Here is a 17,977-nt window from a genome sequence, read left to right as displayed (position 1 = left end):
GCTTTGTTGCTCCGTTAGAAGCAACTCTTATATATTATCAGGTTGAAAACCCGATGTCAATAAGTTTTTTTATTTTCTTTGCTGCTAACTAAGTAGCTCGTAGCAACAGATATAAATATAGCACCTTTATTCTGCAATAGCAATATCTTTTTGCTATTTTTATTCTCATAATTAAAAGAAAGATAATTCATATTTCTGTGGCCAAATCTTTCTGTAAGAGAATTTACTCTTGTTTAAGAATGATCTCAATAGCTACATAAAAAAAGGCAAAACGACTTCAGCCGTTTTGCCTTTACTTCTATCTATTAACGGTGACGCATCAACGGGAATAATAGCACGTCCCTGATGGATGGTGAATTAGTCAGGAGCATAACCAGTCGGTCGATCCCGATTCCCAGTCCGCCTGTTGGTGGCATACCATATTCTAAAGCTTCAATGAAATCATCGTCCATTTCGTGTGCTTCATCGTTTCCTTGTTCTTTTTCTTTTAACTGTGCTTCAAAACGTTCTCTCTGGTCGATTGGATCGTTCAGCTCGGTAAATGCATTTGCATGCTCCCTTGCTACGATGAACAATTCGAAACGATCAGTGAAGCGAGAATCATCATCATTCTTTTTAGCCAAAGGAGAAATATCAACCGGATGGCCGTAGATGAATGTTGGCTGGATTAGATGTTCTTCTACCTTTTGCTCGAAGAATTCATTGACGATGTGGCCATATTGCATATGCTCGGTGATTTCCACTCCGTGTTCCATCGCAAGCGCACGAGCTTCTTCAGTGCTCATTTGCGGCCAGAAGTCCACTCCTGTATATTCCTTGATCGCATCTACCATATGGACTCTCTTCCACTCTGGCTTAAGATCAATTTCATACTCGCCATACTGGATTGTTGTTGTTCCGAGAACATCCTGAGCGATGTACGCAACCATGTTCTCAGTAAGGGACATGATGTCTCTCCAGTCAGCATATGCCTCATAAAGCTCAAGCATGGTGAATTCCGGATTGTGTCTTGTCGATACACCTTCATTACGGAATACACGGCCGATCTCATATACTTTTTCTAGACCGCCTACAATCAGGCGCTTTAAGTGAAGTTCGATTGCGATTCGCATGTATAGCTGCATATCAAGCGCGTTATGATGCGTGATGAACGGACGTGCAGAAGCTCCGCCAGCGATGGAGTGCATCAATGGCGTTTCAACTTCAAGATAACCCTGCCCATCAAGATAGCGGCGCATTGATTGGATGATGCGGCTACGGTTGATGAAAGTCGTCTTGCTGTCGTTGCTTGTAATCAGGTCAAGGTAACGCTGGCGATAGCGCTGCTCGACATCCTTCAGTCCGTGGAACTTTTCAGGAAGCGGGCGCAGTGCCTTTGTTAAGAACACAAATTCTTGAGCTTTGATTGAAAGCTCGCCAACCTTCGTTTTGAATAGCGTTCCTTCGACACCGATAATGTCACCGAGGTCAGCAGAATCAAATACTTCGTATTGTTCTTCACCGACTGCATCCTGGCGTACATAAATCTGGATCTGGCCAGCAAGGTCTTGGATATGCGCGAATCCTGCTTTTCCTTTTCCACGCTTCGTCATGATCCGTCCAGCTATCTTCACCGAAACGCTCTTCGCTTCGATTTCTTCCTTTTCCAGTTCGCCATATTCACTAATTAGTTCTTCTGTCAGATGAGTACGATCAAAACGTTTTCCGAATGGATCCATGCCTTTTTCACGCAATGAATTCATCTTGTCCCTTCTGACTCTGAGCTGGTCATTCAATTCTTCATGACTCATGTCGCTTTCACTCCAATATATAAAATAAATTTCTTATGTAATCCTGAGTATGTTGATGGATACTTTTATTATTTTACACAAACTATCGTATTCAGACATTAAAAATCTCTTTTTAATCGTCAAATAGATAAAAAACTGCCAGTTTGACCACTGGCAGTTACATTTAAGGTTAAAGGTATTATAGGAAAAGTGACGATTAATGTCAATTTTTATCCAACCTGGTTGGCTAATTGCTCTTTTGCTTCCACTTCATCCGCAAAGTTTTTCAGCAAGCTGACTAATTCGTCTCTTGTAGAGCATTCATTGATGCCGTTACGGACAGTTGCGTTGCCGCGGATTCCCTTCAGGTACCACGCAGCATGCTTGCGCATTTCGCGGACGGCAATGTGTTCATTCTTCAAAGCAATTAAGCGGTCAAGGTGCAGGATGCTGACATCGATTTTTTCGCGTGCGCTTGGTTCACCCATTAATTCACCTGTTTCCAGGTAGTTTACCGTACGGTAGATCATCCATGGATTACCGAGTGCAGCTCGTCCGATCATGACTCCATCCGCACCTGTTTCATCAAGCATTCTCCTGGCATCCTGAGGAGTCTGTACATCCCCATTCCCAATCACAGGAATATTGATTGCCTGCTTCACATCCCGAATGATATCCCAGTTCGCTGTTCCTTCATACATCTGTATACGTGTACGGCCGTGAAGGGCTACTGCACTTCCTCCTGCACGTTCTACAGCTCGGGCATTCTCGATGGCGAAAATATGTTCGTCATCCCAGCCCATGCGCATTTTTACCGTAACTGGCTTATCAACTGCATCTACGACTGCTGCTACCATTTCATAGATTTTGTTGGGGTCAAGCAACCATTTCGCACCTGCGTCACATTTTGTGATCTTCGGTACTGGACATCCCATATTGATATCAATGATATCGGCATTCGTATTTTTGTCTACGTATTGCGCCGCCTGGACAAGCATTTCTTTTTCACTGCCAAAAATCTGCAGGCTGAGCGGCTTTTCCCGTTCATCTATATATAACATGTCGAGTGTTCGATTGTTTTGAGAAACAATGCCTTTGTCACTGACCATTTCAGCACATACAAGTCCTGCGCCGAATTCTTTGACGGTCAGGCGGAACGCTGAGTTACAGATGCCGGCCATTGGCGCAAGGACAACCTGGTTCTTCATTTCAATATCGCCAATCTTAAGCATGTCTGCCTCCTTTGAATTAATCTATCTTTACACCCTACTGCGGGGTTAGTTCATCTATTTCGACACCCAGGAATTCTGCAATTTTGACAATCATTCTTTCATCAGGCATCCTGTTGCCACGTTCGATTTCTCCAAGGATGGAAACCGATACACCTAGCTCTTTAGCGAAGCGTTCCTGTGTAAAACCCTTCAGCTTTCGATAAGCGCGAATACGTCTTCCCCATTTTTCTGCTTCCATATTCGTACTCCTTCTCTATCCGGTATACTTCGTAAACAATCTTTCAGCGGCTCCTTCATGGTCGGGAGCATGAGATTCGGTTCCATTTCTATCAATGGAAGGATTACAAATGCACGTTGTGCCATCCGAGGGTGCGGAATTGTAAGCTTCTCTGTTTCAATATTCTCGTGATTGAACAGCAAAATGTCAAGGTCCAAAGTTCTGGGACCCCATTTTATTTCCCTTTTCCTCCCAAGTTTCAACTCAATCTCCAGGCATGTATCTAGCAGTTCGAAAGAGGAAAGGCTTGTCTCTACCTGAATGACCATATTTAAAAACTGATCCTGGTCAGTATATCCTACCGGGTCTGTCTCATAGACAGAAGAAGTATTTACCACTGAAATCTTCTCATGGCTTTCCAGGAGGATGATGGCCTGTGTCAAATATCCGAATCGGTCACCCATATTGGAGCCTAGCGCAATATATGCTTTGTTTTCCACTGTCATCTACTCCTTGTGATTTCGACTGCGACCGATTTATAATGCCCAGGAATCGGCGGATCAGGCTTAATGACCTTTACATGGCAGATTTCGACGAGCGAAAAACTTTCCAGAATGGTTGCGGCAATTTTTTCAGCAATAGCTTCCACAAGCTTTAACGGTTTTCCTTCCACAATGTCCTTGCAGACTTGATACAACTCCGCATAGTTGATGGAATGCTCCAGTTCATCACTTTTTCCCGCTTTCGAAAGGTCCAGTTCCACCGTCAGATTGACTGCAAAGCGCTGACCCAGTCTTGTTTCTTCAGGAAAAACACCATGGTACCCGTAAAACTCCATTTGGTTAACATGTATTTTATCCACGATATTCACCCTTTCCTATCATCGCGTCCATCATTTTTGCCATGCGCGACATTTCTTTTACATCATGGATCCTGACGATCTGGCAGCCTTTCTGGATTCCATAACACACGGTCGCTCCAGTACCTTCTGTACGTTCCGACACCGGAAGATCCAGGACCCCGCCGATCATCGACTTTTTCGACGTGCCAAGGAGAACGGGATATCCTAATGATACAAGTGTATCAAGGTGACGCATCATCTCTAGGTTTTCCTTAAGGTCTTTCGCAAACCCGATCCCCGGGTCAAGGATGATTTGCTCGTCGCTTACCCCTGCTTTTTTCGCGATCGAGATACTTTCATACAAATCATTCAATACGTCACGGATGAAGTTCGAATAATTGCGGTCATTCCGATTGTGCATCAGGATGATCGGAACCCCAGTTTCCGCTGCGACATCAGCGATTTCCGGATCTTCCTTCGCTCCCCAGATATCATTGATAATGGCCGCACCAGCATCGACGGCACTTTTGGCCACCTTGGATTTATAGGTATCAATCGAAATAGGAACACGAATCTCCCTCGAAACGGCTTCTATCGCTGGCACAACCCTGCTGATTTCCTCTTCGTCAGAAATCCTTTCATGCCCCGGCCTTGTTGATTCACCGCCGATGTCCAGGATATCCGCTCCGTCTGCGATCATTTGCTTAGCATGCGCAGCGGCATTTTCTAGGTGGTTGTATTTTCCGCCGTCTGAAAAAGAATCAGGTGTGACATTCAAAATTCCCATGATCAATGTTTTATCAGTAAAGTCCAGTGTATATGGACCAGCCTTTATCACGGTATTCATATTCGAGCTCCTCCATCCAATGTTGTTCTGCTCCATAATGTCTCCCGGTAAGCTTCATATTCACCAAAAAGAAGATTCGCCAGCTCTCCTGATTTCCCGGGAAACCTTCTCCCCTCGAACTCAGAAACCGGAACGACTTCCTGAATCGAGTTTGTCAGGAATATTTCATCTGCGGCTTCCGCTTCTTCCTTTTTGTAAAAGCCCTCACGAACCTCGATGCCTGCTTTGCGGGCAAGTGCAATGACAAACCTGCGGGTGATTCCATTTAGAATTCCTGTCTCGACTGCAGGCGTAAAAAGAATGCCTTCCTTGTACCAGAAAATATTCGAGACAATTCCTTCAGCCAAAAAGCCGTCATTAGTCAGGAAAACACCTTCCGTATCCATTGCAGGGCCTGCCTCACGCTTGGCTAGTACATTGTTGAGATAATGATGTGACTTGAGCCGCTCTGTTCCCTCGGGTGTGTTTCTCCTCAAACCGAGCAGCATGGCTTTTTTCTCACTCATTTCTCCAGCTTGTGGCAGAGGTTTTGCAAAAACAATTATATTCGGCTCCAGGTATCTGTCCGTCTGCAAACCGATTTCGCCATTCCCCGCTGAAACATTGAAACGAATATAAGCATCCCGAAGGTTATTTTTTGCTAATAACCCATCGAGAATCTTAACACTTTGCTCCCTGGTGAAATCGGCTTCGATGTTCATAACACGCAGGCTGGCATTCAGCCGCTCCAGGTGATCATCCAGCAAAAAAGGATGGCCATTATAGATTCTGAACGTTTCAAAGACACCTAAACCATAGAGGAATCCATGGTCAAAAGGAGAGATGCTGACCTCTTCCTTTTTCGTGAATCTTCCATTCATATATACATACATTATAAACTTACTTCCCTTGCAGCCTTGTAATGGGCAATGAAATTGCGAAGCAGTTGCTTTCCTGGCGTCGTTAAAATCGATTCCGGATGGAATTGAACACCTTCAACCGGCAGCGTTTTATGGCGGATTGCCATGATTTCGCCTTCTTCTGTCCACGCAGAAACCTCCAGGCAGTCAGGGAGGGTTTCTTTTTTTACAATGAGCGAATGGTAGCGTGCCGCGGGGAATGGATTCTCCAACCCTTCGAAAATCGTCTTGCCGTCATGATAGACCATGGATGTTTTTCCATGCATGAGCCGCTCCGCACGAACCACATCGCCGCCAAATACCTGGGCGATGGACTGATGGCCGAGACACACACCAAAAATAGGCGTCTTTCCTGAAAAACTCTTGATTGCCTCCAGGCTGATGCCCGCTTCATTCGGGCTGCATGGTCCCGGTGAGATCATCAGGAACTGCGGGTCAAGCTCCGCGATTCCCTTGATGGACGTCTGGTCATTGCGGATGACTTTAAGCTCTTCGCCCATTTCACCTAAATATTGAACAAGGTTATATGTGAATGAATCATAATTATCAATCATCAAAATCATGCTTTACCCTCCGCAAGCTCTTTCGCCTTCCAAAGAGCAATTGCCTTCTTTAAGGATTCTTTGTATTCATTGGCAGGGATGGAATCGATGACTACACCTGCTCCTGCCTGGACATGAGCCATCCCATCCTTAATGAGCATCGTCCGGATGATGATGTTCAGTTCCATATTGCCGTTAAAACCGAACCAGCCGAGCGATCCAGTGTATGGTCCGCGCCTCACCGGCTCAAGTTCTTCGATGATTTCCATTGTCCTCACCTTCGGGGCACCAGTAATCGTTCCGCCTGGGAAGGTCGCATTGACGACATCGAACCATGTTTCTCCCTCTGCCAATTCTCCTCTGACATTGGAGACAATATGCATGACATGCGAATACTTTTCAATGACCATGAATTCATTGACTTCGACACTACCGTACTTGCAGACCCTTCCGAGATCATTCCTTTCAAGGTCGACAAGCATGACATGCTCGGCACGCTCTTTTTCATTGTTGATCAGTTCATTGGCAAGCTGTAAATCTTCTTCATCTGTCCTGCCCCTCGATCTTGTGCCTGCAATTGGCCTTGTGCTGACCTCTGACCCTTTCACTTTCGCTAAAAGTTCAGGCGAACCGCTTACGAGCTGGAAATCTTCCGTATGCAGATACCCCATATAAGGAGATGGATTAAGCTTACGCAGCTGGCGATACACCTCAAGTGCTTCTGTCACAATTGGTTTGGACTGCCTGACAGACAGATTCACTTGGAAGACGTCCCCCTGGGCAATGTATTGCTGCACCTTCTTTACTGCTTCGATGAATTCAGCTTCATCCATGGAGACTTGCAGTTCATCGGTTGCAGGCTTGTGTTCAGCTTCAACTGCAGGTACATCAGCCTCCCACTGCTTTAACCAGCCAGCAAGCTTGTCCTCTGACTGCTTTTCCTGGCCCTTTTCCGTCAGAGCCATCAGCCAAAGCCTCTCTGTTTGGTGGTCAAAGACAAACCACTCTTTGAATAGCTGGAAGTAGACCTCCGGAATTCCCGAATCATCCTTTGCCAGCGCCGGAAGCTTTTCGATATAGCGAGCATAATCATAGCTCAGGTAGCCGATTGCACCACCCTGGAAATCAGGCAAGCCTTCCACTTCAGGCACCTGATACTTTTCCATTTGATTCTTCATTACCTCTAGAGGATTTCCCTCAAGGATATTTGAGGACCCGTCCTGAGTGATTGTCAGCTGATTATTTTTTCCCGAAAAAACGATCCAGGGATTAAAAGCCGCGATACTGTAACGCCCGCCTCTCCCGCTTTCGAGGACGACATGTTCTTTATATTGTTGTGCTATATGATCATATTGATGAAAAAAACGTGAAGCTGTATATGGTACTGACTTTGATTGAATGCTGTAGTTCGGCAAGTTTTTCACCTCAATTTTTTTCTCTTTATTCATCATACATGATGAAGGGCGCGCTTTCATTTTTAAAATGATGGTTTTTAGAGAAATTGTCGATTTTAGTTTTTCCCGGCATATAAAAAAGAGACAAGCTTTTTCAAGCCTGCCTCTTCCTAAATCTATTCTTCAAATTGGTAAAGCGGGGTGCTCAGGTATCGTTCGCCGTTACTAGGAATGACTGCCAGAACCTTTTTGCCTTTGCCCAGCTTTTTCGCTGTTTCCAGTGCTGCATAGATGGCTGCACCTGATGAGATTCCGCCAAGGATGCCTGCTTCTTTTGCTGCACGGCGAGCATATTCGAATGCCTGCTCATTCTCAACCTTGATAATATCATCATATACATTTGTATCAAGTACGCCTGGTACGAATCCGGCGCCGATTCCCTGGATCTTGTGCGGTCCAGGTTTTCCACCAGATAATACCGGGGAGTCTGTCGGCTCTACTGCAATAATCTTGATATTCTTATATTTTTCACGAAGGACTTTTCCTGCCCCTGTAATCGTACCGCCAGTGCCGATGCCAGAGATGAAGGCATCAAGCTGGTCACCCATCTGCTCGACGATTTCCGGACCTGTCGTTCTTTCGTGGACGCTTGGGTTTGCTTCATTCTCGAATTGTTGAGGCATGAAGTATCCCTTTTCCTTTGCCAGTTCCGATGCTTTGCGGATGGCACCGCCCATTCCTTCTGGTCCAGGAGTCAATACGAGTTCGGCACCATAGGCACGCAAAAGATTCCTGCGCTCCATGCTCATCGTTTCAGGCATGACGAGGATCGCCTTGTACCCTTTGGCTGCCGCCACCATTGCAAGGCCAATTCCTGTATTACCGCTCGTTGGCTCGATGATTGTATCGCCTTGTTTCAGGACTCCGTTTGCTTCTGCATCCTCGATCATCGCCAATGCGATACGATCCTTGACGCTGCTTCCAGGGTTCATGTATTCAAGCTTTAAATAAACATCCGCACTTTGGTCATCACCAAGTCCGTTCAGCTTCACAATTGGTGTCTGGCCGATCAACTCTGTAATTGAATTTGCAATACGTACCAAATTACCCACCCCTTAATCCGACTATTTTAATTGGTTTTATTAAAATTTACCAGTACTTTAAGTCTATGTCAATCAGTATGCTTCGACAAAAACTGAAATCAGTCTTTAGCCTAGACTCTTTTTACATAATATTATCCTACTCGTTATAACATCACGATCGCAAAGAGCTCTGTCCCTTTTAAACTAACCTATTTTGAATCTCTCTAAACAAAAAAGCACCGGTCGACGCCAACCCGTGCTTCTCCATTATTTCTTCCCGTTGTCTCCATAAAACCAGTTGACATCTGCATCATTCCAGAATGCCCGAGCAGATACGGGGATATCCATTTGTTCAAGGGCAATTTGCCTGCGAATCTGATTCTCGACTTCTTTGTAGGCATATTTTTTTCCTTCAAGTTTCTCATGAAGATAGACGACCGCATAACCATTTTCTACTTTTACAGGTCCTGTCCACTCTCCGGATTTCAGCGTTTTCGCTGCATCTATGACCTCAGGAGAAACAAGCTCATCTTCTTCCGTAACAAAGCCGATGTCTCCACCTGCATTCGCTGAAAATTCATCGAGCGACCGCTCCATCGCTAGAGCAGCGAAACTGGAGCCATTCTTCAGCTCCTTCACAGCTGAATCTGCTTCTTCTTTCGTTTCGACAACGATTTGGGACAGATGATAAGAGGCAGGAATATCAAAAAGACTATTATTCTGTTCGTAAAAGGACTTCATATCCTCTTTCGATACTTTAACATCCTTTGTTAAAATTTCTTCGAGCAGCAGACTGTATTTAATCTGCTCCTTCCATTTATCCTCTGTTTTCGGCTCGTTGCCTGCTGTGGAATACAAGGCCTTATAAATAGTCAATTCTCGTTCGACTGCTTGATCGGACAGCTTGATATCATATTGATCAGCCATCTGTTTGACCACTTCCTGGTCAATCAAGTCCCTTAATGTTTCTTGGCCGTACCGTTCTTCAAGCTCAGTGAGCCATTCCTGGCGGGAGATTGACTCCTTGCCAATCTTCGCAACGGATTCCTTGTTCCCTTCAAGGATCGCAGGCTTGGCTAGCAGCATCACAAGAGTTATTGCGTTCAATATGGCTAACCCGGCAATAATATACCAAAGCTGCTTCTTTTCCACTTCTCATCCCCCAGATATCGCTTATTTTGCTTCTCTCTCTATCTCTTCCAGTTCTTCTTTAGTGAACATATATTTCTCATTGCAGAAATGGCAGTGTGCTTCTGCCTGACCCTCTGTCTCGATCATATCGCGAATCTCCTCTGCACCAAGGCTGACCAAGGCATTGCTGAATCGATCCTTCGAGCAGTTGCATTCAAAATTCACTGGCATTGTATCAAGGACTTTCACATTCTCTTTACCAAGCAACTCTTCCAGCAGCTCTTCCGGAGATAACCCTTTTTCAATCAACTTTGATACTGGCGGAATCGATTGCAATCGTTGTTCAATCGCCGTAATCGTTTCTTCTGTAGTCCCAGGCATCAACTGGATGATGAATCCTCCCGCAGCCTTGATGGAGTTATCAGGGTTAACCAGTACACCTACACCAACTGAAGAATTGACCTGTTCAGATGTTGCGAAATAATAAGTGAAGTCTTCACCAAGCTCACCTGATACAATCGGCACCTGTCCTGTGAAATAGTCGCGCAGCCCCAAATCCTTCACGACTGTAAGCGTTCCTTCTGTACCGACGCCTTGTCTTACATCAAGCTTGCCATTCTCGTTCAAGTCGAAGTGGACATGGGGATTCGATACATAGCCCCTTACCTGTCCCTTGGCATTGCTGTCCACAAGAATGAGTCCTAGTGGTCCACCGCCTTCAATTTTAATCGTCAATTTATCATCGCCCTTGAGCATCGCGCCCATCATTAAGCCAGCTGTCATGGTCCGGCCAAGTGCGGCAGATGCTACAGGCCATGTATAATGGCGGCGCTGTGCCTCCCCAACGGTTTCGGTTGTTTTTGCTGCATATGCCCTGACCTGTCCGTCAAAAGCAAGTGCCTTTACTAAATAGTCGCTCATTTTTCTACTCCCTTCGTGCTGTAAAGTTGTATGCATCCCTTTTGCAAGGAAGCTTTAATTGTTTTTCTCCATATTACGCTTATAGATAAGCTGCAGTCCCTTTAATGTCAAAAATGGATCGACGGCATCGATGATATTCGATTCCTGGGCAATCAAGTTTGCCAGGCCTCCAGTTGCGATGACTCTTGGAGGGACTTTACTCTTATCTTTCATCCGTTTAACTATTCCCTCTACTTGTCCAACATATCCATACAGAATGCCAGCTTGCATGGCCGAAACTGTGTTCTTTCCAACCACATCATCTGGTCTGCTGATTTCTATCCGAGGAAGCTTGGCTGCCCTTGAATAAAGGGCCTCAGTGGAGATGCCGATTCCCGGCGCAATCGCTCCGCCCATATATTGATTATGCTCATTGATATAGCAATAGGTTGTCGCCGTCCCGAAATCGACAATGACCAGAGGGCTGCCATACTCATGGATGGCCGCGACCGCATTGACGATCCGGTCCGCTCCGACTTCTCTTGGATTTTCATATTTAATGTCCAGTCCTGTCTTGATGCCAGGTCCCACGACCAACGGTTTGATGTGGAAGTACTTCTGGCACATTCGCTCAAGCGAGAACATAATCGGCGGCACAACAGACGAGATAATGATTCCATCTATATCTGAAAAAGAAAGATCGACATGGTCAAATAGGTTTTTGACGATCATCCCAAATTCATCTTCCGTTCTATGGCGGTTCGTTTCTATTCTCCAATGGTGCTTCAACTCTTCCTGATCATAAACACCTAACACGATATTTGTATTCCCGACGTCAAAAACAAAAATCAAGCTATTCACCAACTTATAATAGTTTTCTGAATCAATACTGAAAATATCATATCATAATCGCTGGGAATTCACTAAAAAAAGTCGCCAAGAATGCGAAAGCGACATAAGCTGCTCAATTCTGGCAAGGACTCTTTGTTAAGCACTATCGGGAAAGAAAACAAGCAGGTGCCCCGTTAAGAGCACCTGCTTGATAATTTCTATTCTTTAGGATTTTCATCGATGGCCTTTGGATCTTCGATAACTGAATCGATTTTCTTGTCAGTTTCTTCGATTGCAGGCATCTCATCTTTTTTCTTGTTGATCGTTACTTTCATGTCGTCGTTATCAACACTGACTTTGCGGTCAGGAAGACGGCCATGGTCGATCAAATGCTTGATTTGGTCTGCGTCAAGAGTTTCTACCTCTAACAATGTGTTCGCAATGATATCAAGCTTATCACGATGCTCTGTTAACAGGTTTTTCGCTCTCGCATAGCAATCCTTGATGATTGTCTGGATTTCCACATCGATTTCATATGCGATCTTGTCAGAATAGTTTTGTTCATTGTTCAGGTCACGGCCTAAGAATACCTGGCCCTGTGCCTGGCCGAATTGCAATGGTCCGAGCTTATCACTCATACCGAATTCAGTAACCATTCTTCTCGCAATGCCAGTAGCACGCTGGAAGTCATTGTGTGCACCTGTGCTTACTTCGCCAAAGACGATTTCTTCAGCTACACGGCCGCCAAGGAGGCCAGTGATTTTATCAAGAAGCTCTGGCTTAGTCATGAAGTAACGGTCTTCTTTTGGAAGCATAACAGCATAACCGCCTGCCTGCCCGCGAGGAACAATCGTTACCTTATGGACCATTTCCGCTTCATCGAGAACAACCCCAATGACCGTGTGGCCAGCTTCATGGAATGCAACAATATTTCTTTCTTTCTTCGAGATGACACGGGTCTTCTTGGCAGGACCGGCAATAACGCGGTCTGTTGCTTCATCCAAGTCCAGCATGTCAATCTTCTTCTTATTTCTTCTGGCTGCAACAAGCGCAGCTTCGTTCAGTAGGTTTTCAAGGTCCGCTCCAGAGAAGCCTGGAGTGCGGGCCGCGATACTTTTCAAGTTAACTGACTCATCCAGAGGCTTATTTCTAGCGTGTACCTTCAATACCGCTTCACGTCCTGTTACATCTGGACGGTCAACAGTGATCTGGCGGTCAAAACGTCCTGGACGCAGCAATGCCGGATCAAGAATATCAGGTCTGTTCGTCGCTGCAACGATGATGATCCCTTCGTTGGCTCCGAATCCATCCATTTCTACAAGCAACTGGTTAAGCGTTTGTTCACGCTCGTCATGCCCTCCGCCGAGTCCCGCGCCACGCTGGCGGCCGACTGCATCGATTTCATCAATGAAAATGATACATGGAGCATTCTTTTTAGCTGTTTCAAATAAGTCACGCACACGAGATGCACCGACACCGACAAACATTTCTACGAAGTCGGAACCACTGATGGAGAAGAATGGCACTCCAGCTTCCCCGGCAACAGCACGGGCTAGCAAGGTCTTACCGGTACCCGGAGGTCCTACCAAAAGAATTCCCTTTGGAATGCGAGCCCCAAGGTCAGCAAATTTGCGAGGGTCTTTCAGGAACTCGACAACCTCGACAAGTTCTTGCTTTTCTTCATCCGCACCCGCTACATCCTTGAAGCGGACTTTCTTCTTTTCTTCGTTATAAAGCTTCGCTTTGCTCTTGCCGAAGTTCATGACACGGCTTCCGCCGCCCTGAGCCTGATTCAGCAAGAAGAAGAAGAGAATGAAAATGATGATAAATGGAATGATCGACGTAAAGAACGTCACCCATCCACTCGTTTCCTTAGCAGGTAAAATTTCAACATCTGCAGCTTGTGCTGCCTGTTCAATCCTGTTTAAGGTATCTGGATTGCTCCAGACATATGTGATGAAGCCTTTGCCTTCCTCCTGGCCTTTCATCTGGCCTCTTACTTCATACACACCACGTTCAGGCTGCAGTGTCAAATCACCATCAACATTGCCTGCCTCAAGTTCCTGCATGAATTTATCGTAAGAGATTGGTTCAGTTGGCTGGTTATTGCCATTAAAGAAACTCACAACTCCGATAATGACTAAAAATATCAATAAATAAAAGATGGTATTACGGAAGATCCGATTCATCCCTTACCTCCTCCCACGGTAGACAAACTATACTAAATAGTATCATAGCAAATTATGCTAATACAAGAAATTAACATTCAGAATATTTGCTTCTTAATCAAAATGTAGAATTTCATTCACTAAATCGTAACCGTTTTATTTTGTGTACACTTCTGGCTTCAAAACTCCGATATATGGCAGGTTGCGGTATTTTTCCGCATAATCAAGACCATATCCGACAACGAACTCATCAGGTACGATGAATCCTACATAATCAGCAGTAATATCTGCCTTTCTTCCTGTAGGTTTATCGAGCAGTGTGACAATCTTGATTGATTTTGCCTTGCGGTATCTGAAAAGCTCAACCAAATAGCTGAGTGTCAAACCGCTGTCGATGATGTCCTCGATGATCAGGATATCTCTTCCTTCTACAGAGGTATCAAGGTCTTTAAGGATTTTCACCTCTCCGGAAGAAACCATGGCATTCCCATAGCTGGAAACATCCATGAAGTCCATTTCAAGGTACGCATCCACACGCTTGAGCAGGTCGCCCATAAATGGCATCGCACCTTTTAAAACACCAATTGCCAGCGGAAAACGGTCCTTGTATTCATCTGTTAATTGAGCCGCTAGCTGCCTTGTCTTTTCCTGAATTTCCTCTTCTGTAAATAATACCTTTTCAATATCATTTTTCATCATGATCCTTGTGCCCCCTGGAAGATATCAATACTTTATATAAGTTAATAGTAATAACCTGTTTCCTTTTGTTGCTTCACTGTTCGATTTTTTCAGGCTCGGAAGCCATAGGATCCTGTCTTCACTGTCTGTCACAATCGGCCATTCATCTCTTTTGTCCAGTGGAATTTTCATATCGATGAAAATATCCTTCACCTTTCTTGTACCTTCCATCCCCTTTAATGACATCCGGTCGCCATTTTGCCTTGTCCGGATAATCAGCGGAGTCCCTGCATGTTCCAGGTCAACGATAAAGCAATCATTGGAAAGTTCACGTTCATGAGAATCATTGAGCAATTGAGCCTCGATGACATCACCATTCGGCAAAATCAGCTGATCTGGTCCTGATAATTCAAAACGATAGCTTTGCCTTTTTGGCGGATTCAATTCAAAGTGGCAATTTCCATACGATCGTATAATTCTTAAACCGCCGGGGAAATCAAGAGTACCTGATGGATGGGGATTGCGAATTATTGAAAAAATCTTTTCAATATGTATAGCGGAAAGAGAAGCAGGTCGATCATTGTAAAGATAATTTAATATTAGTTTAATCCCTCTTCTTTGTAAAGGCATTGGCATTTCCTGAAAAGAACAGATCCTAATACTTATCCTTTTGTCCTCTTTCTTCATTACTTTATTCAATTCTTCGCAAGTTAATTCAATAAGATACTCCTCATCCATCTGCAGTTCCTCGCTGAAACGCTGGAAGTGTTCATGGACCGCAGGATTCTCTTCTTTTAAAAAAGGGAGAACATTTTTCCTGAAACGATTCCTGCTATAGTATTCCTTTTCATTGCTGGGGTCGATTCTTGGCTCCAAGGAATGAATGGAGCAGTACATTTCCAAGTCTTCTTTTGTTACGCATAAAAAAGGCCTGAAAATCATGAATGAACCGAATTCCCTGGAAAAAGGAATCCCTGCCCTTGCTTTCCCGGAACTTCCTCTGGTGAGCCTCATCAGTACCGTTTCGACCTGGTCATCACCATGATGCCCCAATGCAAGGTATTGAAGTTGATGCTGCTCCATTACTTGCTGAAAAAAGTCGTATCGGCATGCACGGGCAGCCTGCTGGGAGCTTAACCCTGTCTCGCGCATATAAGCCGGTACATCCACCCTTTTCATTTCAAAGGGAATATTGCGCTCTTCACAAAAAGCTTTGACAAATAGCGCATCCTGATAGGACTCATCACCGCGGAACATATGGTCCACGTGGACTGCTACAACCTTGAGTGAGTTCCTTACCCGCTGCTCAGATAAAAAGTGGAGCAGTGCGAGCGAGTCAGGGCCTCCCGAAACCCCAACTGCAATTGACTTATTATTCAGCTGAAAATCATGCTTTTCAAGAAAGGCATTTACCTTTGTCTCAATCATCTTGTTCTTCCTTACTAGGGTTGCCGGTTTAAGACTATACCCATGCCGGCAACCCATTAATCTTCTAATAAAACAAGTTTATTATTTTTCAGCTTAACACTTTCAGGTCTCTTTTTTCAAAGAACAGAGCTTTAATCCCTTATGTACGAACGAGAGGGCAAAAGGTTTCAAAAAATCAGGTAATCTGGCTATAAATATAGAAAAAATATAATAAAGAGATAATCAAAATGATGGTGACTGTTTCAAGCGCAGTAGATTTCTTCTTATTCTTGTTGTATCCCTTCCTTGTTTGCCGGGTGGCTGCGTTTGAATTGGTCCCCGCTGGATTTGCCTTTGTATGTGATTGAGTTTGTTTAGGCGGTGCAGTCATTTGATGCCGAGTGTTTCTTTTCGGCTCCAAAGCTGGCTGATGGACTTGCAGCAGCTCGGACCTCATCTCCATGGCGGATTGATATTTACCTGCAAGTGACTTGTAGATGACCTTTTCATAGATCCTCAAATCTCGGCTTTGTTTTACTTTTTCCATGATTTCATTTAATCCGCCAGACTTTTTGGTAAATCTTTTCGGATACGCGGTGTTGACCATGATCATGCCGACAGCAAATAAATCGTAGCTTGGTTCTGCTTTCCGGCTTCCTAGACCCCAATAGCCTCGGTCAAAGAATTCAGTGAACTCTTTTATCGACCGCCCTTGCATTGTCGTACCGCCGACATCTATGCAGCGAATCCTTGCAGGCGGCCCAGTCACAATTAGATTATCCGGCTTCAGATCGCCAAATACCCAGCCATTTTCATGAAGCAGCTGCAAATCGGCAAGCAGCTGAAGGATCATCACACCGGTCCAGTCAGGGCCTTTTTGCTGCAGGAAAGCCAGGAAATCAGGTCCCTTAATGAATTCCATTGCATAAAAGCTCACCTTTTTTCCAGGACGTTCCCAGTCATCCACATCCAGCAAAGAAGGTCCGAGGGCAGATCCCTGGACCTTGGCAAAAGATTTCAGCACATTGACCTCTGAAGTGATTGACATTCCATTATCACTCATCTTCAACGCGACTTGTCTGTTATTGTGTCTTGCCAGATAAACAATCCCATTCGCTCCAAAGCCAAGCTCTTTTATGATTGTATATCGATTGTGATGCCATTTCCCTTCAATGATCGTACCAGGAATGACTTTACACAGATTCTTCAAAGAAGGATTCATCATCACCGGACAATAGGCTCCTTAAAGATCGTTTTTTATTAAAATGGGAAAGTGCCTCGCGAATGGCAGGACCTGTCGGCGTAATTCCTCCGGTTGTCAGCTTGGCAAAAATACTGGTGAGTGACTCAAGTTTCGGCGTCCAATCCAGCAGTTTTTCGACATCTTTTCGTTTCCCGGGAAATACAAACACCGAAAAGCGGTTGTCTCCTGACCTTGCATTCAAGCTTAAACTCAAGTCCAGCAAGGCTTCCTTCACTGTTGGAAGCTTGTGCTTCATACTCGCGCTTGTATCGACAAGAATCAACACATCCAGCTCGACTGTTTCCCCAAGCTCGTCCACAACTTCCATTACCTCACCGCGCTGCTCAGGCGGAAGATCTTCCACTGTCCGGCCACCCCCAAGGATTTGCTGGAGTTCCTTGTTCACAACACCTTGAAGTGTCTGGGTCATCGCCTTTCTCGTCACCATCTGGACAGTCTGCGATAATTGCTGCGCATACACAATCTGGCTGACACCGCCGCCTGACATAGCGATTCCCTCGATTTCTGTCATGCCTTGTTCATCTATAACATCCTGTTCCATCACACCAATGACATTGACTGTTATCCCCTGCTCCTTGGCCAGTGCCGCCATCGCAATTGGATCTTCACCCTGGTTCGAACAGCCATCCGTAATGAGCAATATTTGCCTGATTGTACCTGTTTTCATGCAATCCCCTCACTTCCAGGCTCTAATTTTACAATCTAGTAAAAGGTAGAAGCCTATAATAAATTTGTTACCATTTTCGACGAAGCTGAGGGGAAATATACATAAAGG

At 44.9% G+C, this 17,977-nt stretch carries 18 protein-coding genes; all 18 read right to left on the bottom strand.

Going from position 1 to position 17,977, the window contains the following annotated elements:
- Positions 1-305: 305 nt before the first annotated feature.
- Complete coding sequence (gene lysS / locus AB5I83_RS22525; protein ID WP_448978647.1) at positions 306-1,790, bottom strand: lysine--tRNA ligase; 1,485 nt, start codon at positions 1,788-1,790, stop codon at positions 306-308.
- A 209-nt stretch (positions 1,791-1,999) separates the two neighbouring features.
- On the bottom strand, positions 2,000-3,001 hold the full coding sequence (gene dusB / locus AB5I83_RS22520; protein WP_448978645.1) for a tRNA dihydrouridine synthase DusB: 1,002 nt from the start codon (positions 2,999-3,001) through the stop codon (positions 2,000-2,002).
- A gap of 34 nt (positions 3,002-3,035) precedes the next feature.
- Positions 3,036-3,239, bottom strand: coding sequence for a helix-turn-helix domain-containing protein (locus AB5I83_RS22515; RefSeq protein WP_448978644.1), 204 nt, complete (start codon positions 3,237-3,239; stop codon positions 3,036-3,038).
- On the bottom strand, positions 3,191-3,718 hold the full coding sequence (gene folK / locus AB5I83_RS22510) for a 2-amino-4-hydroxy-6-hydroxymethyldihydropteridine diphosphokinase (RefSeq protein WP_448978642.1): 528 nt from the start codon (positions 3,716-3,718) through the stop codon (positions 3,191-3,193). Before folK ends, AB5I83_RS22515 begins: the two co-directional genes overlap by 49 nt.
- 2 nt (positions 3,719-3,720) lie before the next feature.
- The gene (gene folB / locus AB5I83_RS22505; RefSeq protein WP_448978640.1) at positions 3,721-4,080 is read right to left on the bottom strand and encodes a dihydroneopterin aldolase; all 360 of its coding nucleotides are present in this window, start codon (positions 4,078-4,080) and stop codon (positions 3,721-3,723) included.
- On the bottom strand, positions 4,073-4,906 hold the full coding sequence (gene folP / locus AB5I83_RS22500) for a dihydropteroate synthase (RefSeq protein ID WP_448978638.1): 834 nt from the start codon (positions 4,904-4,906) through the stop codon (positions 4,073-4,075). The genes folB and folP overlap by 8 nt, the downstream gene beginning before the upstream one ends.
- Entirely contained in the window at positions 4,903-5,778 is an 876-nt protein-coding gene (gene pabC / locus AB5I83_RS22495) for an aminodeoxychorismate lyase (protein ID WP_448978637.1), read from the bottom strand. Before pabC ends, folP begins: the two co-directional genes overlap by 4 nt.
- Positions 5,778-6,368 (bottom strand): aminodeoxychorismate/anthranilate synthase component II, encoded by a 591-nt coding sequence (gene pabA, locus AB5I83_RS22490; protein WP_448978635.1) that lies wholly within the window; start codon positions 6,366-6,368, stop codon positions 5,778-5,780. Before pabA ends, pabC begins: the two co-directional genes overlap by 1 nt.
- Positions 6,365-7,762 carry an aminodeoxychorismate synthase, component I gene (pabB, locus tag AB5I83_RS22485; protein ID WP_448978633.1) on the bottom strand — a complete coding sequence of 466 codons (1,398 nt, stop codon included), beginning with the start codon at positions 7,760-7,762 and terminating at the stop codon, positions 6,365-6,367. Before pabB ends, pabA begins: the two co-directional genes overlap by 4 nt.
- Before the next feature lie 155 nt (positions 7,763-7,917).
- Positions 7,918-8,844: a cysteine synthase A gene (gene cysK / locus AB5I83_RS22480; RefSeq protein WP_448978631.1), complete on the bottom strand. Its 927-nt coding sequence runs from the start codon at positions 8,842-8,844 to the stop codon at positions 7,918-7,920.
- 246 nt (positions 8,845-9,090) lie between these two features.
- A complete protein-coding gene (locus AB5I83_RS22475; protein ID WP_448978629.1) occupies positions 9,091-9,975 on the bottom strand; it encodes a peptidyl-prolyl cis-trans isomerase in 885 nt (294 codons plus the stop codon).
- 21 nt (positions 9,976-9,996) lie between these two features.
- Positions 9,997-10,875, bottom strand: coding sequence for an Hsp33 family molecular chaperone HslO (hslO, locus tag AB5I83_RS22470; protein WP_448978628.1), 879 nt, complete (start codon positions 10,873-10,875; stop codon positions 9,997-9,999).
- A gap of 54 nt (positions 10,876-10,929) precedes the next feature.
- On the bottom strand, positions 10,930-11,706 hold the full coding sequence (locus tag AB5I83_RS22465; protein WP_448978626.1) for a type III pantothenate kinase: 777 nt from the start codon (positions 11,704-11,706) through the stop codon (positions 10,930-10,932).
- A 197-nt stretch (positions 11,707-11,903) separates the two neighbouring features.
- A complete protein-coding gene (ftsH, locus tag AB5I83_RS22460; RefSeq protein WP_167834234.1) occupies positions 11,904-13,874 on the bottom strand; it encodes an ATP-dependent zinc metalloprotease FtsH in 1,971 nt (656 codons plus the stop codon).
- Between the two features lie 135 nt (positions 13,875-14,009).
- On the bottom strand, positions 14,010-14,549 hold the full coding sequence (hpt, locus tag AB5I83_RS22455; RefSeq protein WP_209438078.1) for a hypoxanthine phosphoribosyltransferase: 540 nt from the start codon (positions 14,547-14,549) through the stop codon (positions 14,010-14,012).
- A 27-nt stretch (positions 14,550-14,576) separates the two neighbouring features.
- Positions 14,577-15,959, bottom strand: coding sequence for a tRNA lysidine(34) synthetase TilS (gene tilS, locus AB5I83_RS22450; protein ID WP_448978624.1), 1,383 nt, complete (start codon positions 15,957-15,959; stop codon positions 14,577-14,579).
- 175 nt (positions 15,960-16,134) lie between these two features.
- Complete coding sequence (locus AB5I83_RS22445; protein WP_448978622.1) at positions 16,135-17,163, bottom strand: protein kinase domain-containing protein; 1,029 nt, start codon at positions 17,161-17,163, stop codon at positions 16,135-16,137.
- Positions 17,132-17,869 (bottom strand): vWA domain-containing protein, encoded by a 738-nt coding sequence (locus AB5I83_RS22440; protein ID WP_167834231.1) that lies wholly within the window; start codon positions 17,867-17,869, stop codon positions 17,132-17,134. Before AB5I83_RS22440 ends, AB5I83_RS22445 begins: the two co-directional genes overlap by 32 nt.
- Positions 17,870-17,977 lie beyond the last annotated feature (108 nt).

This window comes from Mesobacillus sp. LC4 (assembly GCF_053543455.1).
Note: the sequence above shows the minus strand (reverse complement) of the source record. Positions and strands in the feature narration are given on the sequence as shown.